At 34.9% G+C, this 26084-nt stretch carries 26 protein-coding genes; 19 read left to right on the plus strand and 7 right to left on the minus strand.

Annotated elements, in window-relative coordinates:
- Nucleotides 1-11: 11 nt before the first annotated feature.
- From DW114_RS01205 to DW114_RS01230, 6 genes are all read left to right on the plus strand, one after another.
- Nucleotides 12-1427 (plus strand): glycoside hydrolase family 1 protein, encoded by a 1416-nt coding sequence (locus DW114_RS01205; protein ID WP_117451592.1) that lies wholly within the window; start codon nucleotides 12-14, stop codon nucleotides 1425-1427.
- Nucleotides 1428-1492: 65 nt separating this feature from the next.
- Nucleotides 1493-2362, plus strand: coding sequence for a PRD domain-containing protein (locus DW114_RS01210; protein WP_117451594.1), 870 nt, complete (start codon nucleotides 1493-1495; stop codon nucleotides 2360-2362).
- The gene (locus DW114_RS01215) at nucleotides 2353-3537 is read left to right on the plus strand and encodes an MFS transporter (RefSeq protein ID WP_117451596.1); all 1185 of its coding nucleotides are present in this window, start codon (nucleotides 2353-2355) and stop codon (nucleotides 3535-3537) included. The genes DW114_RS01210 and DW114_RS01215 overlap by 10 nt, the downstream gene beginning before the upstream one ends.
- A gap of 243 nt (nucleotides 3538-3780) precedes the next feature.
- Nucleotides 3781-5439, plus strand: a complete 1659-nt coding sequence (locus tag DW114_RS01220) for a diphosphate--fructose-6-phosphate 1-phosphotransferase (protein WP_117451598.1) — start codon at nucleotides 3781-3783, stop codon at nucleotides 5437-5439.
- A gap of 69 nt (nucleotides 5440-5508) precedes the next feature.
- Entirely contained in the window at nucleotides 5509-5922 is a 414-nt protein-coding gene (locus DW114_RS01225) for a DUF1810 domain-containing protein (RefSeq protein ID WP_117451600.1), read from the plus strand.
- A 176-nt stretch (nucleotides 5923-6098) separates the two neighbouring features.
- Entirely contained in the window at nucleotides 6099-7259 is a 1161-nt protein-coding gene (locus tag DW114_RS01230) for a DUF349 domain-containing protein (RefSeq protein ID WP_117451602.1), read from the plus strand.
- 34 nt (nucleotides 7260-7293) lie between these two features.
- On the opposite strand, the gene hflX is transcribed toward DW114_RS01230, so the two are convergent.
- The gene (hflX, locus tag DW114_RS01235; RefSeq protein WP_117451604.1) at nucleotides 7294-8529 is read right to left on the minus strand and encodes a GTPase HflX; all 1236 of its coding nucleotides are present in this window, start codon (nucleotides 8527-8529) and stop codon (nucleotides 7294-7296) included.
- 250 nt (nucleotides 8530-8779) lie between these two features.
- On the opposite strand from hflX, the gene DW114_RS01240 reads away from it, so the two are divergent.
- Nucleotides 8780-10141 (plus strand): AAA family ATPase, encoded by a 1362-nt coding sequence (locus DW114_RS01240; RefSeq protein ID WP_158552190.1) that lies wholly within the window; start codon nucleotides 8780-8782, stop codon nucleotides 10139-10141.
- A 156-nt stretch (nucleotides 10142-10297) separates the two neighbouring features.
- Here the strand turns inward: DW114_RS01240 and asrC are convergent, their stop codons facing one another.
- From asrC to asrA, 3 genes are read right to left on the minus strand one after another with little or no spacing between them, the layout of a single operon-like run.
- A complete protein-coding gene (gene asrC, locus DW114_RS01245; RefSeq protein WP_117451608.1) occupies nucleotides 10298-11302 on the minus strand; it encodes a sulfite reductase subunit C in 1005 nt (334 codons plus the stop codon).
- Nucleotides 11303-11314: 12 nt separating this feature from the next.
- A complete protein-coding gene (gene asrB / locus DW114_RS01250; protein ID WP_117451610.1) occupies nucleotides 11315-12118 on the minus strand; it encodes an anaerobic sulfite reductase subunit AsrB in 804 nt (267 codons plus the stop codon).
- Entirely contained in the window at nucleotides 12115-13152 is a 1038-nt protein-coding gene (gene asrA / locus DW114_RS01255) for an anaerobic sulfite reductase subunit AsrA (RefSeq protein ID WP_117451612.1), read from the minus strand. The genes asrB and asrA overlap by 4 nt, the downstream gene beginning before the upstream one ends.
- A gap of 377 nt (nucleotides 13153-13529) precedes the next feature.
- Between asrA and nadA the strand changes: the two genes are divergently transcribed.
- The 5 genes from nadA to DW114_RS01280 all read left to right on the plus strand — a co-directional run bounded on the left by nadA (nucleotide 13530) and on the right by DW114_RS01280 (nucleotide 17639).
- Entirely contained in the window at nucleotides 13530-14435 is a 906-nt protein-coding gene (nadA, locus tag DW114_RS01260; protein ID WP_117452008.1) for a quinolinate synthase NadA, read from the plus strand.
- 26 nt (nucleotides 14436-14461) lie between these two features.
- Entirely contained in the window at nucleotides 14462-15643 is a 1182-nt protein-coding gene (locus DW114_RS01265; RefSeq protein ID WP_117451614.1) for an L-aspartate oxidase, read from the plus strand.
- 4 nt (nucleotides 15644-15647) lie between these two features.
- Nucleotides 15648-16502 (plus strand): carboxylating nicotinate-nucleotide diphosphorylase, encoded by an 855-nt coding sequence (gene nadC / locus DW114_RS01270; RefSeq protein WP_117451616.1) that lies wholly within the window; start codon nucleotides 15648-15650, stop codon nucleotides 16500-16502.
- A gap of 40 nt (nucleotides 16503-16542) precedes the next feature.
- Nucleotides 16543-17100, plus strand: a complete 558-nt coding sequence (locus DW114_RS01275; RefSeq protein ID WP_117451618.1) for a transcription repressor NadR — start codon at nucleotides 16543-16545, stop codon at nucleotides 17098-17100.
- Between the two features lie 101 nt (nucleotides 17101-17201).
- Nucleotides 17202-17639, plus strand: coding sequence for a hypothetical protein (locus DW114_RS01280; protein WP_117451620.1), 438 nt, complete (start codon nucleotides 17202-17204; stop codon nucleotides 17637-17639).
- Between the two features lie 64 nt (nucleotides 17640-17703).
- Here DW114_RS01280 and DW114_RS01285 read toward each other — a convergent pair whose 3' ends face one another.
- Nucleotides 17704-18264, minus strand: a complete 561-nt coding sequence (locus DW114_RS01285) for a biotin transporter BioY (protein ID WP_117451622.1) — start codon at nucleotides 18262-18264, stop codon at nucleotides 17704-17706.
- A 147-nt stretch (nucleotides 18265-18411) separates the two neighbouring features.
- Here DW114_RS01285 and DW114_RS01290 point away from each other — a divergent pair, with 147 nt between their 5' ends.
- On the plus strand, nucleotides 18412-19026 hold the full coding sequence (locus DW114_RS01290) for a hypothetical protein (protein WP_117451624.1): 615 nt from the start codon (nucleotides 18412-18414) through the stop codon (nucleotides 19024-19026).
- A gap of 54 nt (nucleotides 19027-19080) precedes the next feature.
- On the opposite strand, the gene DW114_RS21430 is transcribed toward DW114_RS01290, so the two are convergent.
- Nucleotides 19081-19242 (minus strand): hypothetical protein, encoded by a 162-nt coding sequence (locus DW114_RS21430; RefSeq protein ID WP_178695130.1) that lies wholly within the window; start codon nucleotides 19240-19242, stop codon nucleotides 19081-19083.
- Nucleotides 19243-19302: 60 nt separating this feature from the next.
- On the minus strand, nucleotides 19303-20928 hold the full coding sequence (locus tag DW114_RS01295) for a hypothetical protein (protein WP_117451626.1): 1626 nt from the start codon (nucleotides 20926-20928) through the stop codon (nucleotides 19303-19305).
- Nucleotides 20929-21266: 338 nt separating this feature from the next.
- On the opposite strand from DW114_RS01295, the gene DW114_RS01300 reads away from it, so the two are divergent.
- The 6 genes from DW114_RS01300 to DW114_RS01325 are packed head-to-tail and all read left to right on the plus strand — an operon-like array spanning nucleotide 21267 to nucleotide 26079.
- Nucleotides 21267-21491, plus strand: coding sequence for an acyl carrier protein (locus tag DW114_RS01300; protein ID WP_117451627.1), 225 nt, complete (start codon nucleotides 21267-21269; stop codon nucleotides 21489-21491).
- Between the two features lie 44 nt (nucleotides 21492-21535).
- Nucleotides 21536-21973, plus strand: coding sequence for an acetyl-CoA carboxylase biotin carboxyl carrier protein (locus DW114_RS01305; RefSeq protein ID WP_117451629.1), 438 nt, complete (start codon nucleotides 21536-21538; stop codon nucleotides 21971-21973).
- Nucleotides 21970-23334 (plus strand): acetyl-CoA carboxylase biotin carboxylase subunit, encoded by a 1365-nt coding sequence (gene accC / locus DW114_RS01310; RefSeq protein ID WP_117451631.1) that lies wholly within the window; start codon nucleotides 21970-21972, stop codon nucleotides 23332-23334. The genes DW114_RS01305 and accC overlap by 4 nt, the downstream gene beginning before the upstream one ends.
- On the plus strand, nucleotides 23318-24202 hold the full coding sequence (accD, locus tag DW114_RS01315) for an acetyl-CoA carboxylase, carboxyltransferase subunit beta (RefSeq protein WP_117451633.1): 885 nt from the start codon (nucleotides 23318-23320) through the stop codon (nucleotides 24200-24202). The genes accC and accD overlap by 17 nt, the downstream gene beginning before the upstream one ends.
- A complete protein-coding gene (locus DW114_RS01320) occupies nucleotides 24183-25118 on the plus strand; it encodes an acetyl-CoA carboxylase carboxyltransferase subunit alpha (RefSeq protein WP_117451635.1) in 936 nt (311 codons plus the stop codon). Before accD ends, DW114_RS01320 begins: the two co-directional genes overlap by 20 nt.
- On the plus strand, nucleotides 25105-26079 hold the full coding sequence (locus tag DW114_RS01325) for a beta-ketoacyl-ACP synthase III (RefSeq protein ID WP_117451637.1): 975 nt from the start codon (nucleotides 25105-25107) through the stop codon (nucleotides 26077-26079). The genes DW114_RS01320 and DW114_RS01325 overlap by 14 nt, the downstream gene beginning before the upstream one ends.
- The last annotated feature ends 5 nt before the right edge of the window (nucleotides 26080-26084 follow it).

Here is a 26084-nt window from a genome sequence, read left to right on the forward strand (position 1 = left end):
GGATGATATATATGAAAACAAAATTTCCTGAAAATTTTTTATGGGGCGCATCTTCATCCGCTTTCCAGATTGAAGGAGGATGGGATGAAGATGGAAAAGGAATGAGTGTTGCTGATTACAATTCATTCAAACGTTCTGATAAACAGGCTGATAGCAAAGTAGCAAGTGATTTTTATCATCACTACAAAGAAGATATCGCCTTGATGAAGGAACTTGGTATGAAAATTTATCGTTTCTCTTTATCATGGGCCAGAATCATCCCTGATGGTGATGGAAAAGTCAATCAAGCAGGAATAGATTTCTATCACAATGTCATTGATTGCCTTTTAGAAAATGGAATTCAGCCATTTGTGACATTATATCACTTTGATTTGCCTTATGCGCTGGTTGAAAAATACAATGGATGGGAAAATAGAGAATGCGTCAATGCTTTTGAAAGATATGCAAAAGTATGTTTTAAAGAATATGGGGATAAAGTAAAATACTGGCAGGTTATTAACGAACAAAATCTAATGATTCGTGTAGATGAACGTATGAATATCAATGAACCAGATCCTTGGAAAGCTGATAAAATACGTGCACAAATGGATTACCATATGTTTTTGGCTCATGCCCTTGCAACAAAGGCATGCCATGAAATAATTAAAGATGGAAAGATTGGGCCAGCTGTTTCATCTACTTGTACATATCCATTAACAAATAAACCTGAAGATGTATGGGCAGCGAAAATGAATGATGCCATGAAAACAGTATATTGTCTAGATATGCATTTCTATGGGAAATATCCAGGATACTATATGCGTTATCTAAAAGAACGAGATATTGTACCAGTAATGTTAGATGGTGATGAAGAAATATTAAAATATGGAAAGCCAGATTATATCGCTTTGAATTATTACCGTACCTTGTGTGCAAGTTATCTACCAGCAGATGAAGCACACCCTATTGGAAGTCGTGTGTTCAGAGGAAATGAAGTGGATTTTGATCAATATGGATATTGCAGAGATGAAAAAAATGAGCATCTGACAGCTAGTGAATATGGAGCCAATATAGATCCTATGGGATTACGTATTGTATTAAATGATTACTATGCAAGATATCATGTACCATTGATTATTACGGAAAACGGATTAGGTACACCAGATGTTGTAAGCGAAGATGGTAAAGTGCATGATGATTATCGAATTGATTACATTGCTCAGCACTTAAAAGCATGCCATTTGGCAATGGAAGATGGTGTAGAGTTGATGGGATATTCTCCATGGTCATTTATGGATTTATTAAGTTCTCATCAGGGATTTAGAAAACGTTATGGATTTGTATATGTCAATCGTGAAGATATGGACATGAAAGATTTAAAACGTATTAAAAAAGACAGTTATTACTGGTATCAAGATGTAATAAAAACAAATGGGGAAAATATATAATTTATAAAGCATAACAAAGTGTTTATTCAGATAAAATAAACACATAAAGAAAGGATTAGGTTGATATGATCGTAAAAAAAGTATTGAATAACTCTCTGATTTTCGCTTTAGATGATCAGGGTAAAGAAGTAATTCTGATGGGAAAAGGGATTGGTTATCATTTATCAACTGGAAGTGTTATTGAAAAACAAGATATAGAAAAAGTATTTATATTGAAAGAAGAAAATATCGCAAAAAATATCATACAGCTTGCGGCAAGTACAGATGAGGTTTATTTTGATATCACAAAACAAATTATAGACCATGCGATTGAAATGTATCATATGCAGCTTTCCGATTATATCTACCTTGCCTTAACAGATCATATTTCTTATGCAGTACAACGGGCAAAAGAGGGAATTCAGCTAGATAGTTATTGCCCAAATGAAATCAAAAAATTTAATCCAAATGAATTTGAAATAGGAAAATTCGCATTAAAACTAGTGAATGAAAAATTTCATATACAATTATCTGATGATGAAGCAGCAACAATTGCATTGCATTTTGTGAACGCCCAGCCCAATGATCCTTATAAGGAGCAACGGGAGTTAATCAGTAAAGTAGTTAATAACATACTAAATATTATACAATATCATTTTAGTATCATTTATGATAAGGAAAGTATTGATTATATACGTGCAGTCACACATCTGCAACTATTTGTGCAGCGTTTGATAAAGAAAGAAATGCTGCCGGATGAGAAAAATGAGTTTTTGTATCGCCATATCATGATGACTTGTCAGGCAGAAAGTGAATGTGTGAAAAAAATAAACATTTATATTAAGAAAAAATTCCATACAGATATCACCAATCAGGAAGAAATGTATCTGGTTTTACATATCCATCGTCTGATTGATAATATTGATCGTAAAATGGGAGCTGTTGCATGCGCATAAGGATGAATCAGCATATACTTTTTTATATCATTGTTACTTTATTCTGGTTTGCACAATATGTTTATATTCCATTTCAGTCGACTTATTTGATATCTATCGGTACTATCAGCAGCATGGTAGGCATTATTATTGGCGCATATGGGATAACACAGATGTTACTGCGTCTACCTGTTGGAATTTATGCAGATTGCATTGGAAAACATAAAGTATTGATTATCGTTGGAGCGTTATTATCAGGACTTGCTTCTATTGTACGTGTGTATTGTTGTGATGGAACAGGTTTTCTGATCGCTAATCTTTTATCCGGAGTAGCAAGTGCAACATGGATATCCTTTATGGTTTATTATACAGGACAATATTCTAATAACCAACAACAAATGGCAACCAGTAAAGTGATTATGTTTAATAATCTGGGAATGTTATTAGGATTTATCACTAGTACATTATGTTATTCCATCATGGGGATGAAGTATCTGTGTTTATCAAGTGTATTAGCAGGTATTTTTGCTTGTATATTAGCCTTGTTTTTAAAAGAACCAAAAAAGACAAAAGAGCATTTATCTATAAAGTCACTATGCTGTGTTTGTATGAATAAACGATTAATTATATTTTCCTTTGTTGCATTAATTCAACAAGGGATTCAATTAACTACCACGATGTCTTTTACCAATCAGATTATGAGAGATTGTGGCGCAAGCAACACCATTGTTGGTTTATCCTCTATCATCTACATGATTTCAGCAGTAGGCTTTGCTGGATTAGCATCCACAAAATGGATTGAACAAAAAGGACCAAAAGTTTGGATACCATTAGTATTATCCATCATCGCTGTATATTGTGTATCAGTCGCTTTCACGCACTATATTCCATGTTTACTATTTCTGCAGATATTGCCTGGAATGTCAACCGGATTGTTATTGACTTATGCTACTTCAGAAGCTATGAAAGATATACCACCAGAGAAGAAATCTACTGCAATGGGATTTTTTCAAGCTGTTTATGCAATTGGAATGACAACCTTTCCAATATTTACGGGAAGTGTTGTTTCATCACATGGAATGGCTGCTGGATATATATTATTGGCTATTATTGCATTTTTCTCAAGTATATTAATGGGAATATATTATAAGAAAAATCAAATGCATTTAAAACAAATGAATTTACAAATGGATTAAATGATGACTAATTTCATATTTTCGATATCTTATGAAATTAGTCTTTTTTTATAAATATCAAAAGTGTAAATATTTTATATAGAAAAATAAATTTGTTCACTGGTAATGAAAAAACGCATTTTTATGAATTTTTTTAAACTTACATCTTTTTTATTACATGAATTGGAAAGGATATATTGAAAAAAATCAGTGAATGTCTTATAATTTAGAAGGTATGTTTATATACGAAAAGGAGATAAAATTATGACAATTTCATCATTACAAAAAGCTAGATATGAGTATACACCAAAACTTCCAGGAATGCTGAGAAACGGTATTTCAGAAATTTGTGTAAATGAAGGTGAAGAAACTCAGAGTGTAGCTGATCAAGAAAAGATTAAAGCTCTTTTCCCTAACACTTATGGTAAAAAGGAAATTACTTTTGCAAAAGGACAAAACACTTCAGAAGCTAAAAAACAAGTTGTCGGCGTAATCCTTTCTGGTGGACAGGCACCTGGTGGACACAATGTTATTTGTGGTCTATATGATGCTTTGAAAGCAACAAATGCAGAAAATGAACTTTTAGGTTTCAAAAATGGTCCAAGCGGATTAATCGAAGATGATTTCTTGACATTTGATGATGACTATATTAACCAATATAGAAACACTGGTGGATTTGACATCATTGGTTCAGGTAGAACAAAATTAGAAACTAACGAACAGTTTGCAATTGCTGCAGAAGTTTGTAAAAAACACGGAATCACTGCAATCGTGATTATCGGTGGAGATGATTCAAATACAAATGCCGCTGTATTAGCTGAATATTTTGCAGCTAACAATACTGGTGTTCAGGTAATCGGATGTCCAAAAACAATCGATGGTGACTTGAAAAACGAAGATATCGAATGTTCATTTGGATTCGATACTGCAACAAAAACTTATAGTGAAATGATCGGTAACATTGAAAGAGATGCTAACTCTGCTAAAAAATACTGGCACTTCATCAAAGTTATGGGACGTTCTGCATCACACGTTGCATTAGAATGTGCTCTTGAAACTCAGCCAAACATTTGCTTGGTATCTGAAGAAGTTGCTGAGAAAAAGATGTCTTTATCTCAGATTGCTGATTACATCGCTGATTCAGTAGAAAAAAGAGCTGCTAAAGGCATGAACTTTGGTGTTGCAATTATTCCTGAAGGTGTTGTTGAATTCGTTCCTGAATTCTCTACATTGATTTCTGAAATCAATGAATTGTTAGCAGGTAGCAAAGCAGCAGACTTCAATGCTCTTCCAACTTGGAAAGAAAAATATGAATTCATTGAAAAAGGATTATCAAAAGAATCTATGAGCGTATTTGCTATTCTTCCAGAAGGAATCCAGCAGCAGTTATTCTTAGAAAGAGATCCACACGGTAACGTTCAGGTATCTTTGATTGAATCAGAAAAATTATTCTCTGCTTTAGTAAAAGACAAATTAGAAGAAAGAAGAAAAGCTGGTACATATAACGGTAAATTCAATGCATTACACCACTTCTTAGGTTATGAAGGAAGATGTGCATTCCCATCTAACTTTGATTCAGACTATTGCTATTCTTTAGGATACAACGCATTTATGTTGATCCAATACGGATATACTGGTTACTTATCAAAAGTTTCTAACCTTTCTAAACCAGCAAACGAATGGGTTGCAGGTGGTATGCCAATCACAAAGATGATGAACATCGAAAGAAGACATGGAGAAGACAAACCAGTTATCAAGAAAGCACTTGTTGAACTTGATGGCAAACCATTCAAATTCTTTGAAGCAAACAGAGAAGAATGGGCTGTTGAAACTTGTTATGTATATCCAGGAGCTATCCAGTACTATGGACCAGCTGAAGTTTGTGATATCACTACAAAAACACTTGCACTTGAACAAGAATAAATCAATAATGAAACTGCTTAGGATTGCCTGAGCAGTTTTTTCTAAATCATGTCAAAGAGGAGAAAAATTATGAGCAACTTGGATCGTTTTATAAAGGCGCAGGAAAATGATTACGAAACGGCATTAAACGAAATTGAAAATGGTCATAAACAAAGTCATTGGATCTGGTATATTTTTCCACAACTGCAAGGTTTAGGATTCAGCTCAATGTCACAATTTTATGGAATCAAAGATGAAGAAGAAGCTATAGATTATATGAATCATCCAGTATTGCGTGAACGCCTTTTAGAAATCTCACAAGCATTATTATCACTAGATTGTAATGATCCTGTGCGTGTAATGGGGTATCCGGATAACTTGAAATTGCAATCTTCCATGACTTTGTTTTCAATCGTTAGTAAGGAGCCTGTGTTTCAAAAAGTTTTAGATAAATTTTATGATGGTCAAGAAGATCAATCAACATTAGAAAAATTGAAAAAATAAAGCAAAATATATAAAATATTTTGATGAAATCGTATAGAAATGAAATTGAAATGTAAAATCAAAAATCTTTTAACTAAATTATGCGAAAAAGCATGACTTTTTGCGTATAATGAGATAAAATTTATATTGGTAACAGTGATCATATTTAGGGATATCACGATAACTGGAGGAATAATATGTATAACGAAAATGATGAAATGTATGAAGTAGAAGATTTTGATGAAGATATCAAACGCAGACAGGAACTGATTGAGGAAGCAAAAAGTATTCCTACTGATGCGAAATGGAATGATGTGTTTCGTCAAATATCTGACCTAAAGAAAAAATGGAAACGGATTCAATATTGGGAATCTGATTATGAAGATCAGCTGGCAGAAGAATTTGACAGCTATATTGATGTGTTCTATCAGAAACGTAGAGAAGGCTATGAAAGCAATAAGGCAATCAAACAGGAATTGATTGACAGAGCAAATGAAATTTTGAAATCTGATAACTTAAATCAGGCTACAGAAGAAATGAATGAGTTAATGGCACAATGGAAAGCCAGTGGTTCTGCTGGTAAAGAAACAGATGATGCATTGTGGGAAGCATTCAATGCTGCACGCCAGAAATTCTTCGATAAGAAACATGACTATTGGGAAAATTTACAGAGTAAGTTTGACAATGCAAAACAGGTGAAAAAAGAATTGATAGAAGAAGCGAAAACGCTTGTTGATTCTGAAGATTTTGCGAAAACCAGTGCTAAATTCAGAGAATTGATGGATAAGTGGAAAGCAGTTGGAAGTGCTGGTAAACAGCATGAAAACAAACTATGGGATGAGTTCAACGAAGTAAGACAGAAATTCTATGATAGAAGAAATGCTTACTATGAAGAACTGCATGGTAAACAGGATGAAAACTACAATGCCAAAAAAACATTGAGTGATCAGGCAAAAGAGATTGCGGACAAAAAAGAATATACAAGAGAAAACACTGCCGCAATGAAAAAGCTGGGTGCTGACTGGAAAACAATCGGAAACTGTGGAAAAGACAAAGAAGATGAAATCTGGAAAGAATTCCGTTCAATCATGGATGCATACTTTGAAGGATTAAAAGAATGGAATGAACAAAAACACCAGCAGTGGAAACAAAAGATGATTGATGCACGTAATCGTAAACAAGATATGATTCAGAATCAAAGACGTCAGATCAAACGTTTACAGAATGATATCGTTGGTTTGATTGGAGAACGTGCAATCAAAGAAACAGAAGAAGAAATCGCTGAAAAAGAAGAATTCATCAAAGAATTAGAAGCAGATCTGGAAGATATCGAAAAAACACTTGCTGAAGATAAATAGAATAGAAAAAGACGTACGAATATAACCGTGCGTCTTATTTTTTGATATACATATCATATTTCTTTAATAAATCCTCATTTAACAAAATTTCCAGGGAAATGCCATGCATGTCATCTTCCCTCGATAAAATGTGTCCCTTGCGTATTAATTCAGCCATACATTTTGATTGATCATATGGCAACAGCATATGTACCTTCATCTCATTAGGATAAAGCATTTGGTGGATCTTTTGATATAATTCATCAAAGCCAATACCTTCTTTAGCACTCATATAGATATCATTGCCTGAAACCTGGGGATAACGAAAATCACATTGATCACATTTGTTATAAACAGTAATCATAGGTATATGGGATGCACCGATTTCTTGCAGTGTTTCTTGCGTGATTTCCATCTGTTTCATGTGTTGAGAAGAACTGGCATCCACAATCTGTAGTAACAGGGAAGCATATTTTACTTCTTCAAGAGTAGAGTGAAAGGCTTTGATCAGACTATGTGGCAGTTCACTAACAAATCCAACGGTATCGCTTAATAAGAATTCATCACCATCTTTGGTTTTTATCTGACGAATAGATGTATCCAATGTCGCAAACAACATATCTTTTTCTAATACTTTCTTTTCTTCTTTACCAGCGCATTGATCAAGCATACGATTGAGGATTGTTGACTTTCCGGCATTGGTGTACCCTACCAGAGAAACAAGTGGTAAATCCGATTTTTGGCGTGCTTTTCGCTGGGTCATACGTTCTAATTCTACTTTTTTTAATTCACGATTGACTTCTGATATTCTGGATTTGATTCTTCTTCGATCTAATTCCAGCTGCTTTTCACCAGCACCTTTATTTTTACCACTACCGCTTTGTCTGCCTAACTGTGTATTGGCACCAATCAAGCGAGGTAACAACTTCGATAAACTGGCTTGTTCCACCTGTAAGCGGGCTACTCTGGATTCTGCACGTTTTTCAAATATCGCTAAGATAAGTTCTGTACGATCCATCACAGGTACTTGAAAATATTCCTCTAAATTTCTTATCTGCAGAGGTGTTAAATCATGATCAAATACAACATGTGCGATCTCTTTATCGATTAAATAATCACGTATTTCTTCACATTTGCCTTTTCCAATATATGTACGAAAGTTGATTTCTCTTAATGTTTGTATAAACTCCTGTTGGATATCCATATCACAAGCTTTGATCAGTTCTACAAACTCCTGCTGTTCTTCTTCCATTAATTCTTTATCTGCAAATACAATCACAACATTTTCCATAAAATTCTCCTTTACTACTTAGGATGTGCATACTCATTTATGATATCACAGATATGATAAAATAAATATTATTTTCTATTTAAAACGATATAATCTCTATCATTATCAAATTATCTCAAACTTTTGAAAAATATAAACTTAAAATTAGGTATTAAAGAGAAAAATTCTCTATTTATTATAAATTTCTATGGATGTTTTAAGAAAAAAAGCATATAATGAAGCTATAACGAAGAAACAAGGAGGTAATTTCATGCTGATATCGATATCTTTAGAAAATTTTAAATCTTTTCATAAACTCACGACTTTTAATATGATAGCATCCAATAAATTAAGGAATAATAAAGAACGGATAGGATACAAAAATGGTATTTCCATTTTAAAATCAGCTGTTATTTATGGTGCAAATGCATCTGGAAAATCTAATCTTGTTGAAGCATTTCGCTTTATCAGGGAATGTGTTCTTTCAACTGATGGAATACCTGTGAAATCAAGATATTTATATTGTAAAAATAGAAAAGATAATGAAAACAAGATTACTACAGTAGAAGTAAGATTAAGTGTAAATGATAGATGTTATGCTTACGGCTTTGATGTATTACTGAAGGATCAGATGATAGAAAATGAGTGGATTATGGAATTCACTGATGCGATAGAACCTAAAATTTTATTCAAAAGGGAAAAAAAGCATTTTGAACTAGATAAATCATTACAACTTGATGATATGGATATGGCGAAATTCAATGTTTACGCTGATGATCTTGCGGAAAATACATCTGTATTATTTTTATCTGAAATGAATAGAAATAAAAGAATCACATCTGATTCCAAGTTATCTTTTTTCAAAGATATCTATGGGTGGTTTTTAAATGATTTGAATATATTTTTGCCAGAAACGCCTGTTACTAATTTTGAATATTATTATGATGTAGAATCACTTGACATTGTTAAAAAAATTATTAGAACCTTTGATACAGGAATTAGTGATATTATAATCAAAAAAATAACACTTGATGAATTAAAAAGTAAATTGAATAAGAATGTCTATGAAAATATTATGGAAACAATTCAATACCGAATGATTAAAGAAAATCATAAAGATTTTAAATTGTCTATGCGTTCAAAAGATGAGTTTTTTAATTTTTTCATTCACGATAATGAAGAAGAACCAGAAATCACGACTTTATCTTTCAAACACGGAAGTTCTACATGTAATTTTGATTTTGATGAAGAATCGGATGGTACGAGAAGAATATTTGATTTACTGGATGTTTTATTAACAAAAAATAAGAATAGTGTTTATGTTATTGATGAAATGGAAAGAAGTCTTCATCCGGCACTTACAAAAAGATTTATCGTTTTATTAAATGAGTTTCATAAAAAGAATGATATCCAATTAATTTTTACAACACACGAAGCAACTATTATGTCACAGGAGTTGTTTAGAAGGGATCAAATATGGTTTGTCGCAAGAGATAAGGATAATAATTCTAATCTTTATCCTTTAGATCGTTTTAATGAACGCTATGATAAGAAAATCAACAAGGCTTATCTCGAAGGTCGTTATGGTGCAATACCGGTTTTTACAGATTTCAACATAGGAGAATTAGGCTAATGCCTTCTAATATTGCTAGTATTATTGAAAAAATCCAAAAGGAAAAACTTCCTTTTGATATTTAGCTTTTTGTGAAATATAAAAGTCGCAGCTTCATAATGTATCTTAGCTGCGACTTTTATTTATATTTTAGGAAAGTTTAAGTAAGAGATTTTTTTATTCTACTGGTTTTACATGGATTCTTCCACGATATTCAGTTTCTGCAAAGTATAGGTTCTCTGCAATTCTTGCTTCTGGATTTAATTTAACATCCTTCAGCATTAATTCTTTAAATTTTTCATAACCAGCCATATCAATTAAATGACCACCATGCAGATAACGTGGTTCACCTTTTAAGACTTCTTTAGAGAAATCCTGCCAGTTGTGAATGATTGCGATTACGACTTCTTCTGTTAGGAAGTCCGCAAATGTTTTACCCATACGAGGGTATTGTTTACCAGTTCTACCACCAATCAGGATACGATAGAAAGGTTTAGCACTACGCTGCATAGCACCTGTTGGACATACTAATGTACATTCACCACAGCCTACACAACAGCAGGCATCTTTATCAATACGACCATTGACAAGGCTTAATACACGTGTTGCGTGTGATTCACATGCTTTGACACAGCTTCCACAACCGATACACAGATCAGGATGATAAACTGGTTTTGTTAAACCAACGATACCAAAGTCATTAAAGTGACCTTTTGCACAGTCATTTGGGCATCCAGCAACAGCTACTTTAATGTGGTAGTGGCTAGGGAATACTTCTTTTTCAATCTTTTTTGCCATTTCCTGAGTATTGATATTGGCTTTGATACAGTGAATACCACCAATACATGCCATAATATTACGAGCACCAATGGTAGGATATCCAGCAGATGTATCCATATCAACATTACACATTTCTACTTCTACTTCATCTAAATAATCTTTTAATTCAGCATTTACTTTATCAATATTTTCATATTTGATACCAGGAATTTCAAAGCACTGACGAGAACCGAAATGGAATGTGCCATCGCCATAGTCCTGTGCCAGATGTTGCACAAAGCTTAAATATTTTGCTTCAATCAGACCACCTGGTACACGCATCTGCAGCATGAATTCGCCTTTTACTTTAGATTGACGGAAACAGTTGGTACGTAATTTACCAACATTCATATCTTGTGACATATTGTTACCCTCCTAATCCATCAATGTCTTTGCTTTGGTGTAAGGGAAGACAGGACCTTCCAGACATACATAGGTTTCATTGATTTTACAATGACCACATTTACCTAAAGCGCAAGACATTTTACGTTCAAATGATACATAGATATTTTCTTCTTTCACACCCTGATTCATACATTCTTTAGCAGTTGTACTCATCATGATTGGAGGTCCAACGATAATCACTGCATAGTCATTATCATTCCATTCTTTGATTGGAATATCTTTTACGAAATTCATCGCAAAGCCCTGTTTGAAGCCTTCTTTTTCGCCACGATCAAGTGTCCATGTGGTATGGAAATGATCAGCACTTTCAAATGCTTCTAAATCTTTTGTGAATAATACATGTTCAGCATCTCTAAATCCTGCAATCGCATAAACATCTTTGCATTCTTCAGGATGGCTTAAGTAATGGTGCAGGGTACTTCTAACAGGAGATACACCCGTACCACCTGCGATGACAATAATGTGTTTTCCTTTGAATTCATCTAATGGGAAACCTTTTCCATATGGGCCACGGATAAATAAATCATCACCTGGCTGTAAATCAAAAATCACATTGGTCAGTTTTCCAACACGACGGATGGTAAAGCAGACACAGTGATCATCAAAACTTGATACAGAAATTGGAGCTTCTCCGATTTTTGGCAAAGACAGCTGGAAGAACTGCCCATGCTGGATTGATGGATGATCATATTCTACAACGAATGTGGATTCCATATCCGTTTCTTTTATGATATCTAAAATTTTATGCTTCTCTGGCAGCCATGGGTTCATCATTTCTTTTCCTCCTTGATCTTTTCAACTTCATCATATAAGCGGTTGACGATATGTGAGAAAGAAATATTGTTTGGACATACATCATCACAACGACCACAACCTACACACATATGATCTTCTGTGTTGAAACGTTTTTTGAAATCATATACTTTATGCAAGGTTTTAAAACGCATACGATCTGCATAAGCATCACGGAAAGCATGACCACCATTGACGGTTGTGAAATCATCATTCATACAGCCAGTCCAAGTACGTCTGCGTTCTCCACTCTTGCCATTTTCTGTATATGGTGTATCAACGGTATTGAAGCATGAGCATGTAATACATACGGAGTTACATGCACCACATCCGATACAGCGGCTGTTATATTCTTTCCACATATCCAGCTGATAGATTTGTGGCAGCATATCTTCTGTGATCTCAGGTACACGGATTTCACTTTTATTCTTTTCTACGAATTCTGGTTTGAAATCAACTGCTGGTTTTTGTAAGAAGCTTTCCTTGAATAAGTCAGTCTTACATTCTACCAATACTTTATTTTCTTCTGGCAGAAAACGCATAGCCAGATCATAGTCATCTGTTTTATTTGTATGCATAGAGCAGCATGCACAGGATTCCCATCCTTCACCGCATTCTAATAATACAAAATGAACTTTATCACGCATTCTCTTATAATAAGGATCCTGCGTAGTTCCATTTTCTAAAAAGACTTTGTCCAGACGTTTGATACCGTGAATATCGCAGCTTCTGGCGAAGATCAATAAATCTTTATCAAAAATCTGACTTTCCAGATATCCATACTCTGTATAGTGAAACAGCGTCTGGTTGACTGGATAAAATACTTCCTTAGGGGAATAAACACTACGTTCTTTTAATTCAATTTCTTCTGCGCTGCGGATTTCTTCATAACGAATCATATCCGTATTGCAATATCTGCCTACATTATGTAGACGCTTAGGCGCATAAATCTTGTAGTGCAGTCGGAGTGAATCAAAAATCTGATTCAGTTCCTGGTAAGATACTTCATATGACATTCCTTTGTCCTCCTTCTAAAACATAACGTTACTCAATGAAGTGTATTGTTCAATTGTGCAATTTATGCTATTTACAACCAATCTTATTGTAAACCCTCACAAATTGAAAATAAACTGATTTCTAACCATATAAGAAATCATAATAAGACCATAAAGTTCCCTAATGTATTTTATTAATATGGAAAAAGAAAAGAAGATGTAAGAAATAGCAATGAATAAAGGATTGTAAAATAATTTTGTAAGAAAATACTGTTTGTATAGATATGTGTCTTGTCACCTGTTAGGATATGTGATATACTGATGCAGATACTTTTACAAAAAAGTATGGGAAAAGGAGTAGAAAGGTGTCTGTAAAAAGATACTTAGATCAAAGGTATATGAATAAACAGGAAGAAATTAGACAATTAAAACAGGAAAAAGACGCGGTGCTTCTGGCACATTATTATGTGGATGAAGAAGTACAGAAAATCGCAGATTATGTAGGAGATTCTTTCTATTTAAGTAAGATTGCTTCAAGCTTAAACAATCGTACACTGGTATTTTGCGGTGTATCCTTTATGGGAGAAAGCGGAAAACTGCTGAGTCCGGAAAAAACGGTATTGATGCCAGATGCCAGTGCAGATTGTCCTATGGCACATATGGTCAGTAAAGCAGAAATAGATGAGGCAAGAAGTAAATATGATGATTTAGCTGTTGTATGTTATATCAACTCAACAGCAGAAGTTAAAACATGGGCAGATGTATGTGTAACATCGGCTAATGCAGTGAAAATCGTAAGAAATCTGCCAAATAAAAATATTTTATTCATACCGGATAAAAACTTAGGCCGTTATGTTAAACAACAGGTGCCTGAAAAAAATGTAATGCTTGTTAAAGGATATTGTCCAATTCATGAATTTATCAAACCAGAAGAAATCAAAGCATTAAAACAGAAATATCCAAAAGCACTTGTATTGGCACATCCGGAATGTAATGCACAGGTATTAGAGATGGCTGATTATATTGGATCTACCTCTGGTATTTTAAGTAAAGCAAAAGAAAGTGACGCAAATGCGTTTATCATTGCTACAGAAGTAGGTGTACGTTATGAACTGCAGGTACAAAACCCTGATAAACAGTTCTATTTTCCAGAAACATTACCTGTATGTACAGATATGAAAAAGATTACATTAGATAAAATTATAGAAGTATTAAAAACAGGAGAAAATGCGGCGGATGTCGTAAAAGCACATGTAGAACCAGCGAAAGCAACTCTAACAAGAATGCTGGAACTGGCAAAATAAACATATGCCTGAAAGGAGAATCAATGATGCAAGGGGATTTATACTACGATGTTGTCATCGCAGGCTGTGGTGTTGCCGGTATGTATACGGCATTAAATTTAGGACATGATAAAAAGATTTTAATGATATGTAAAGAGGATTTAGAAAGTTGTGATTCCATGCTGGCACAGGGTGGTATTTGTGTACAACGAGATGAAGATGATTATGATGAATATTTTGAAGATACAATGCGTGCTGGACATTATGAAAACAATAAGGAAAGCGTTGATTTGATGATTCGAAACAGTCGAGATATCATCAATCATCTGATGCGTTTGGGTGTAGAATTTGAAAAAGATGAAAACGGGGAACTTCGCTATACTAGAGAAGGCGGACATGGAAAACCAAGAATCTGTTTTCATGAAGATGTCACTGGAAAAGAAATTACCACAGTGTTACAGCATAAGGTAAAAGCAATGCCAAATGTAACCATCATGGAGCATACCTGTATGTGCGATATTATAGAAGAAGATGGAAAATGTGTCGGGATGATTGCTAAGAACAAAGATGGAGAAACCTTACACATTCATGCATTATATACCGTAATGGCAACCGGTGGTATTGGTGGCTTGTATGAACATTCTACCAATTATCCTTCCCTGACTGGGGATGCGCTGGATATTTGTAGAAAACATGGGATTCAGCTGGATCATTTAGATTATGTACAAATTCATCCAACCTCTTTATTTACACGAAAAAAAGGCAGAAGCTTTTTGATCAGTGAATCCGCAAGAGGTGATGGGGCAGTATTATTAAATGGGAAACATGAGCGCTTTGTGGATGAATTATTACCAAGAGATAAAGTAACACAGGCGATTTTAAAAGAAATGGAAAAAGAAGGCAGTGAACATGTATGGCTGGATTTTGCGGCGGTACCAAAAGCTACTATTTTATCACATTTTCCTAATATATATAAAACCTGTTTAGAAGAAGGTTATGATATCACAAAACAACCGATTCCGGTTGTTCCTGCCCAGCATTATTTCATGGGAGGCGTACATGTGGATCATCATTCAGAAACGACCATGCCTTGTTTATATGCAATTGGAGAAACCAGCTGTAATGGGGTACATGGGAAAAATCGGCTTGCCAGCAACAGTTTGCTGGAAAGCTTAGTATTTGCGAAAGAAGCGGCTGAAAATATGATGCGTGCCGAGAAAGAGAGATAAGAAAATGAATACAATAACAATGCAGCTTGTTGCTGATCAATATATCCGTATGGCTCTACAAGAAGATATTCATAGTGAAGATGTCACAACGAATGCAGTTATGCCAGAATATAAGCTTGGAGAAGTTAATTTGATTTGTAAAGAAGATGGTGTGATTGCCGGTCTTGATATTTTTGCACGTGTATTTACATTATTGGATCCTGCCACTGAAATTACATTCTTTGTAAAGGATGGAGATCAGGTAAAAAATCAGGATTTATTGGCAGTTGTCAAAGGGGATATTCGCGTATTGTTAAGTGGAGAGCGTACTGCATTAAACTATCTTCAAAGAATGAGCGGTATCGCAACATACACAAGAAGTGTAGCAGCCTTATTAGAAGGTAGTCATACACGTCTTGTGGATACCAGAAAAACAACACCTTGTATGCGTATCTTTGAAAAATATGCCGTAAAAGTTGGTGGAGGTGGAAATCACCGTTATAACTTATCTGATGGTGTATTGTTGAAGGATAATCATATTGATGCTGCTGGTGGTGTTAAAGAAGCAGTACTTGCCGCAAAAGCTTATGCACCTTTTGTACGTAAAATAGAAGTAGAAACAGAAAATCTGGATATGGTAAAAGAGGCAGTAGAAGCAGGTGCTGATATTATCATGCTGGATAATATGACACCAGATCAGATGCGTGAAGCGATTGCATATATTGATGGTCGTGCAGAAACAGAATGTTCTGGCAATATCACGAAAGAAAATATCGCATTGATCAAAGAACTGGGTGTGACGTATGTATCCAGTGGTGCTTTAACACACTCTGCGCCAATTTTGGATATCAGTTTAAAACACCTGAAAGTGATGGATTAATCGTGTTGTTTCACAAACAGGAAAGGAGTAAGTCACAGGTATGAAAACAGTCATGACAGGATCACAAAGACGTAAAAAGATTCTAGAACTGATGCGTGATGCCAAAGAACCATTATCTGGTGGTGCACTGGGAAAAGAAACCGGTGTCAGTCGTCAGGTGGTTGTACAGGATATCGCATTACTTCGTACACAGGGCTATCCAATTGTCGCAACTGCTCGTGGGTATATCATCAATGAAAGCTATAAAGCGATTCGTTTATTCAAAGTACACCACAGCAATGAACAGATTGAAGATGAATTGAATATCATCATTGATTTAGGCGGCAGTGTACAGGATGTCATGGTAAATCATCGTGCCTATGGGAAAATGAGCGCTCCTTTACAAATCAAAAGCAGAAGGGATATCCAGACCCTTTTAAATAATTTAAAAACAGGGAAATCCACTGCCTTATTAAATTTGACATCCGGATATCACTTTCATCATGTGGCAGCTGATACCGTGGAGATTTTAGATGAAATCGAAGAATCTTTAAAAAATAATGGATTTCTTGTGGATTTTCTTCCATATGAAAGAGAAGACGATATTCAAGAGGGATAGAATAAATGACAGTACAGATGTACTGTTTTCTTTTTGTATAAAGAAGCACTTGATATATATGACAGATTTGTTATTATTAAGTTACAAGAGGTGAGGGAGATATGAAAAATCAGTATATTGAATTTAAAATCAAGAAAAAGTATCTATGTATCAGTATCATTCTACTTATGTTGCTTTGTGGAATCGGTGGATATTATATTTGGTGCAGCTATCATCCTATTGTAGATATTCAGGTTGTGGATGGAGGAAGAGGTAAAGATTTGAAAGTCCAGACGATTTCGGTGGTGGTCGCTCCAAGAACACGTATGATGCCATCTTTTGTGGAATTAAATGAACGTAAGCTTTGGATACAATATGATCATATGAATGAATATTTTTTGAATAATTATAAAGCTGGGGATATTAAATTACATGTAGAGTTGAAAGATCATAAAGCAATTTTGAAGTATACGGGAAACGCCACAAATTTAGAAGGTCAGGAAGAAAAAATTGATACAGAAATTGTTTGTGATTATGCATTAGACGCAAATATCAGTTGATGAAAAAAAAGGTAGAAGTCCTATTATGAAAGACTTCTACCTTTTGCGTTTTACGATAATATTTTTACTTTGTTGGACACAATGTTTGTTTGATGGCAGGGATATGTGCTAAACGAAGTGCACAGAAACATCCTACCGCGATACTGCATGTATCAGATATCATAAATGGAATGGCTCCCATTGCAATAACTGAGAACATGTTTTTTGCTGCTCCCATGTAGAAATTTAAAATGCCGTACATGTAGATACATCCAATGGTGTATATGATGAATAAACCAATCATACAAATAATAAAATTCGCAAGGAATGATGTTGTATGAAGTTTATTGCGCATAATGGAAATAAAACTTGCGGCAATTGGAAAGCTTAACAGGAATCCGAAAGATGGCTGTAATACATAAGCGATACCTCCACCATTTGCAAACACAGGAAATCCTAATAATCCCATTAAGAAGAATAATCCATAAGATACCCATATATATTTTGGCTTTAACAACATACCTGCGATAATCACAACCATCGTTTGTAATGTAAGTGGAATAATACCAGCAGGAATAACGATTTTACTTCCAATCACAAATAATATCGTGAAAAACGCACAAAGTGTCAATTCTTTTGTTTTCATTTTCTTTACCTCCGTAATAACGGTTTCCAGTATACCGCTTATTACTTTGAATGTCAAACAATAATTTTACTTATTTTTCCTGATCTTATCGAATAATAGAATATTTATGTTAATATAGAGGTAGAAACATAACAAGGAGGGATTGTTATGAAAAAGCTAACAATAGGCATCATGACAGTGGTATTATTCATCATAAGTGGTTGCAGTCAAAAAACGCAAGAAAATAATCTAGGCCCCATAGAATTAAATGAACAGGGAGAATTAATTTCTCAATTACTTAATGATAATAACTCCTATCCTATTTTTCTATCTTATGACCTTAAAGAGGATTGTAAAGGTGCGAAGGTTGAATTGTGGGAATGGAAAGATCATCGATATGAATCAGTTTATGCACACTATGGACAGGTGAAAAAAGGTGAAGGAAATATCCTTGTGGACTTAAAGATTGATCCTGTGTCTATGAAAGCAGTCTTACAAGATGAATATGGAACATCTACATCATCCACATATCCTGATGAACCAGTTAAAATTAAAGATGATCAAGAAAGTTATAGCAGAGGAATGGTTAGTTTAAGTGAAAAGACAAGCTTTCAGATAGATGAAGAAATACCCGTATTGATTATACAAACCAAAAAGGTTACAGATGGAACAAGTACGATGGGATTATCTTTAGATGCATATAAAGAACCTGAAAAATACATTACAAAAGATATGTTGAATCTTTATGCAATCACAGTGAAATTTCAAAGTGAAGCATTATAAAGCAAAAGAAAAATGTCAATAAATCTAGTGTTTACTGGAAGTATTGGCATTTTTTTATTGATGGGAATTTTGTTGTTGGTTCTTTTTACATTTTGTATAAGGCAATCCATTATTTTCAACATGCACATTTATACCACGACGAATGGGGGTTAATAGAAATCCTGTAATTATCCCCAGCAAAAATACGTTACAAAGCTTTAATGTTTCTTTTTTCATATGAACTCCTTTCATTATATTCATTATACGCTGTATTTACTTGAAAAGATAGAACAGGAATCAACGTTTATACTTAATGAATCGATAAATCAAGATGATACTTCTTGCGGCTTCAACAGATAAAATTAAAATAAAGATTTGAGAAAGTCCTTTTTGTATACCACGTGTGAACATTTTAAAGGTAATAGAAATTAAATAAAGAATGAATGCATAAACAAAATAGTTATGTGTTTGATGCTGTGTTTTTGTTAGTGCTTTTTCTATTTGTGTCATATAAATTGGAAAGTGAATAAGCTCTCCAATAAAAAACAAGATGCACATACCATAAAGGGGGGCAGTTGCACTGCCAATATTATTTGCCAGGCTTTCAAATAAAGATGGATTGCACAAAAGCAAAATAATGATAATGAATACGATAAAGATATGTCCAAGTGTACGGATATTACGATATGTAAAAACATGATATGTCTTTTTTAAAGCTTTTTTAGACATCCAGTTGACGGGACGATAATAATTAACTGGAAATAAAAATATAAAGGTAAAGTAAATGATCAGAAATGGTGTATATATTATTTTCTGTGATAAAGACAGCTTTTCAACATTACGTGGCTTTTTCTTTACAGGTGCTTGGATGTCTTCAGATTTTGGCTTACATTGGATATTTTCTGGTTGAATTGCATCATAGTCTGCTTGTGTATATGGCTGCCATGTACCATTTTTTAAGCGTTCTACACGAAATGCGATATCTTCATACGCCAGTCTTTGAAGTAATAAATGCAGGTAATCGATATTGAAATACATTTCATCTGAAAAGACATGGATATACTCGTTTTTTAATATAGCTGTTCTTACTTTTGCTTTATCAAAATCAAATTCTTCCATTACATCCTCTGCTAACAATAGATTACCAGAATTAAGAATAATCAAACGTTCTTTTATCGCACTGTGATCTTCAAATGCATCGGCATTATATTCATAACACTCAAATTCTACCATGTCATCTTTTGCGTTAAGGTAAAGATGATGCGCAAACAAAAAGCGACAAGCAAGGCAAGTGAAAAAAATACAGGGAACAGTGCAGGATATAGAAAACGTGAGTATTATATATTCCCTTGAAAGCATCATTTCCGTACAAATCAAAAGCATAAAAAAGAAACAAAATAATAATTTAAAGGCATTAAGGTTGAAACTTTTGATTTGCCAAATACTTTTTTCAATGCGATGGGATATGTGCAATCTATAAAGTAGAAAGCTTGGAATACATATCATAATCGAAAAACATGCAATATCCATGATATCAAAGTCAAAATTTCGAGAAGCTGCTGCTGTATATGTCAAAGCAAGAAATCCTGGAATCATGGTAAGAAGAAGTAAGCCGACATGGTGACAACGTTCTATCAGATATAAACGCTTATGCCAATAAGACAGGTAATGACGAAGCATAATTATGATAGAAATAATCGTTGAGATAAAGCATAAGATATACAGGAATAAGGTTGTGATATAAAATGTTTCCTGATACATGATATTATATTTTATCGTATCAATAAACCAGGAAAAGCTGGTAACGACAAAGAAAAGTGATACACTTGTGAAAAGTAAGCTTAATAAAAACATCAAAGCGATAAATTTTTCGTTTTTTGCGATTTCAATATGATTTCTGACATATTGGATTTGTGATTGCATAAAATGTTCCCTCCATATTTTTTCAATTATTATATCATAGATAGTTATAGAAATCGATTTCATTTACATCTCAAGTTCATAAATTTGAAAAAAGTGAACGTTTTTTATAAATTTTGTTTATCAAAGTATTTACTTTTGAATATCAAAGTATTATAATCGATTTGAATTTCAAAGTAAAAACTGGGAATTCGGACAACGACAGTTAAAAAACAACATATAAAAAAGCTATAAAGTTTTTTTTACAAAGTAATCTAGTAATTGAAACTAAAAGTATTGACATTGGAAACAAGAAGTGTTAATCTAGTATTCGTTACTAGCAAAGTACAGGAGGAACAAATATGTTTGAAAAAGTAAAAGAAGTATTAGTGGAAGCTATTAATGTAGATGAAGATGTAATTACAATGGAAGCAAATTTAAAGGATGATTTAGGTATCGATTCTTTGGCTGCTGTTGAATTGTCATTAGAACTGGAAACAGAATTTGATGTACGCATCGAAGATGATGAATTAGCTAAATTAGTTACAGTCGCAGATATCGTGAAATTATTAGAAAGCAAACAATAAGAGCCAAGATATCTTGGCTTTTTTAAAATTGTGGAGGTACACATATGAATACGAAAGAGATTCAGGAATTAATTGCGGTATTTGAAAATTCAAATTTATCCCGTATGGAAATAGAAGCAAGTGATATTAAATTAAAAATGGAAAAACCGGTTGGTGATGTGCAGATTGTTTCAACACCTGTATCACAGCCGAAAACAATAGAAGTTAATGAAGAAAAAACAGAAACCAAAAAAGAAGGATATTGGGTAAAGGCACCAATCGTAGGAACCTTTTATCAATCACGTGCCAAAGGCAGTACACCGTTTGTGGAAATCGGCCAGCAGGTGAAAAAAGGTGATGTACTTTGCATTATTGAAGCGATGAAGGTCATGAATGAAATCCATGCGCCAATGGATGGTGTGATTGCGGAGATTCTGGTAACAGATGATTCCATGGTGGAATTTGATCAGGAGCTGATGCGCATTGTGGAAGGTGTAAAATGAAGCGAATATTGATTGCCAATCGTGGAGAAATCGCTGTTCGTATTATTCGTACCTGTAAAGAAATGGGTATTGAAACGGTCGCAGTGTATTCCTCTGCGGATAAAGAGGCATTACATGTTCAGCTTGCGGATTATGCAGTCTGTATTGGTGGTGCCAAAAGCACAGACAGTTATCTGAATATGAAAAATATTTTAAGTGCTGCCTGTATGACTGGATGTGATGGCATTCACCCAGGTTTTGGGTTTTTAAGTGAAAATGCCAAGTTTGCCCGTCTGGTTATGCAGTGTGGGATGACTTTTATTGGTCCTAATCCTGATGTAATAGAAGCGATGGGTGATAAAAATCATGCTCGTCAAAAAATGATGGATGCAGGTATTCCTGTGATCATGGGAAGTAAAGATTTAATTGAAACAGCACAGGAGGCACTGGAAACGGCGAATAAGATCGGTTATCCAGTATTGATCAAAGCCGCAAATGGCGGTGGTGGACGAGGCATGCGAGTAGCATATAAAGAATCAGAAGTAAAGGATGCCTATGAAACCGCAAGAAGTGAAGCACGTGTTTGTTTTGGTGATGATGGCGTGTATATGGAAAAATACATTCTGGAACCTAAACATGTGGAAGTTCAGCTGATGGCAGATAAGTTTGGCAATGTGTGTCACTTATTTGAACGTGACTGCTCCTGTCAGCGACGCAATCAGAAATTGTTAGAAGAAGCACCATGTCATACACTGAAACAGGAAACAAGAGAAAAAATGCTGGCAGATGCCGTGCGTGCTTGTAAAGTTGTCGGATATGACAGTGTTGGAACGATAGAATTTTTATTGGATGCGCAAAACAATTATTATTTTATGGAAATGAATACGCGTATTCAGGTAGAACATACCATCAGTGAAATGATTACTGGTATCGACTTGATCAAACAACAGATCAAGATAGCAGAAGGTATGAAATTATCATATCGTCAGGAAGATATCAAATGTTTGGGACATGCGATGGAATGTCGTATCAATGCGGAAAATATCAAAATGAATTTTGCGCCAAGTCCTGGTAAAATCAGTTTTATTAATTTCCCTGGTGGAAGAAATGTGCGTATTGACACAGCTGTATATTGTGGCTATGAGATTTCACCATATTATGATTCTATGATTTTAAAACTGATTACTTTTGGGGATAATCGTTTGGAATGTATCAAAAAAATGCGTGTAGCGTTGGAAGAACTGATCATTGAGGGTGTAGAAACCAACATTGAATTTCAATACTTACTGCTGCATCATCCAACATTTGTATCAGGTAAATATGATACCGGGTTTATGGAAACCTTTATTAAGGAGTTGAGCGAGGATGGAACAATTATTTAAAACAAGAAAAGATCGGTTGAATTTATTCAAAAGCAGAAAACAATCCCTGCATAAAGATCCGATTGATATACCAGACAATCTGTTCCACAGCTGTCCCAACTGTAAGGAAACTTCTTTGTTTGAGGATTTGATGCATAATGACTATGTATGTCCTCACTGTGGTTTTCCAATCAAGATTACAGCACATGAGCGTATTCGTCAGATTGTAGATGATGGAAGCTTTGAGGAATTTAATAAAGGGATGCATTTAAAACAGGTACCTGATTTTCCCGGATATGAAGATAAATTAGAACGCCTGCAGAAAACAACCGGTTTAAAAGAAGCGGTAGTCACAGGTGTTGGAAAAATCTATGGTCAGCGTTGTGTTCTTGGTATCATGGATTCTAATTTCTTTATGGGCAGTATGGGAAGCATCGTTGGAGAAAAGGTAACATGTGCGATTGAATATGCGACGAGTAATCGTTTACCTTTGATCTTATTTACCACCAGTGGTGGTGCTAGAATGCAAGAGGGAATATCATCCCTTGTGCAAATGGCAAAAACCAGTGCCGCTTTAAAGAAACACAGTGATGCTGGCTTATTATATATATCCTATTTAACGCATCCAACGACCGGTGGTGTATCCGCATCCTTTGCGATGTTAGGAGATATCATTTTGTCAGAACCTAAATGTCTAATTGGTTTTGCGGGTAAACGTGTAATTGCATCCACTGTAAAAGAAGAATTGCCAGATGATTTTCAAAAGGCAGAGTTTGTATTGGAGAAAGGTTTTATCGATAAAATCGTAGAGCGTAAAGATGCGAAAAAAGTATTGTATCAGATATTGAAGATGCATGAAAGGAGTGCTTATGCAGGTAAGAGAAAGTGAAGCTAGAATCGCTGCATTAGAAGCGCGGTTTGCTTCTTTGGGTGAACAGGATCTGTTTGAAAAAGAAGCGATACAAAAAGAAATCACACAAATCAGAGAACAGGCATATGCATCCTTAAGTGCCTGGGATATCGTATATTTAGCACGTCATCCAAAACGCCCGAAAGCAAGTGATTATGTAGAAAAACTGTTTGATGATTTTATTGAACTACATGGAGATCGTGCTTTTGGAGATGATGGTGCCTGTGTGGCAGGACTTGCGAATTTTCATGGCATACCTGTGACATTGATTACACAAAGTAAAGGTAAGACCTTAGAAGAAAATATGAAAAAGAACTTCGGTATGCTTCATCCAGAAGGATATCGTAAAGCACTTCGCCTGGTAAAACAGGCTGAAAAATTTCACCGTCCCATCATTACGATGGTAGATACTTCTGGTGCATATCCTGGAAAAGGTGCAGAAGAACGTGGACAGGCAGAAGCCATTGCTCAGTGTTTGGAAGTTTTTTCAGGCTTGCGTACACCTGTGATTGCCATTGTATTAAGTGAAGGTGGCAGTGGTGGTGCGCTGGCATTCAGCGTTGCGGATAAAATCCTGATGTTAGAAAATGCGATATATTCCGTATTATCACCAGAAGGCTTTGCCTCAATTTTATGGAAGGATGAAAAACGTGCAGAAGAAGCAGCGGAAGTCATGGAGCTTACTGCGGCTGATTTAAAACGAAAAGGAATTATTGATACCATCATCAAAGAACCACTTGGTGGAGCACATCAAAACTTTGATCTGGTATGTGATCATTTAGATAAAGAATTATATCGGGAATTGTTGCAGCTAAACATGTTAAGTGGGGATACCCTGGTAGAAAAACGCTATGCGAAATTCAGAAAGATGGGACTTGCGTATGAAAACATGTAGAATCAAAGGCTTTGGATATGCCAAGGCAAAACGCAAAGTTACCAATGATGATATTGCACAGGTTGTGGATACCAATGATGAATGGATATCTTCCCGTACTGGTATCAAAAGCCGATATATCAGTGAAGAAGAAAATACCAGTGATTTAGCAGTTCGTGCAGCACGTATGGCAATAGATCATAGCGCTGTAGCGTATAAGGATATTGATTTGATTATTGTTGCTACGTTTACACCCGATTATACAACACCTTCCACGGCTTGTATGGTTCAGCAAAAATTAGGCATGAATGAACAAAAAGTCATGGCATTTGATATCAATGTGGCATGCAGTGGTTTTCTTTATGCCTTAGAAGTTGCCCACAGCCTGTTAGCATGTGATATGGCACATTCTGCACTTGTGATTGGTGCGGAAGTCATATCAAAACAATTAGACTGGGAAGATCGTGGAACCTGTATCATCTTCGCGGATGGGGCAGGAGCTGCTGTTGTAAAACAAGAGCCATGTGATAATCGTATGCTTCATTTTGCTTCTAGCAAAGGGGATCATGAAGGCATTATTCATGCAGATGCCCCATTACCAAGAGCATTATTTTCTAAACAGGTGTATACACCGACACTGGTACGTATGAATGGCAGTGAAACTTTCCGCTTTGCTGTTAACGCTATGAAAGAAGCAATCGAAGATGTATTATCACAAGCAAATGTATCATTGGATGAAATCGATTGGATCGTGCCACATCAGGCAAATCTTAGAATAATCAACAATGTGTGCAGACGTATGCATATCAATATGGAGAAAGTATATATCAATATCGCGGAAACTGGGAATACCAGTGCCGCAAGTATTCCTTTGGCATTAGGCGAAATGCAGGAAAAAGGCCTGTTAAAGGAAGGCATGAAAATCGTTCTAACAGGATTTGGCGCAGGATTTTGCTGGGCTGGAGCCTATATAGAACTGTAAGGAGA

This window comes from Absiella sp. AM09-50, from assembly GCF_003433845.1.
GTDB lineage: Bacteria > Bacillota_I > Bacilli_A > Erysipelotrichales > Erysipelotrichaceae > Hoskinsella > Hoskinsella hominis.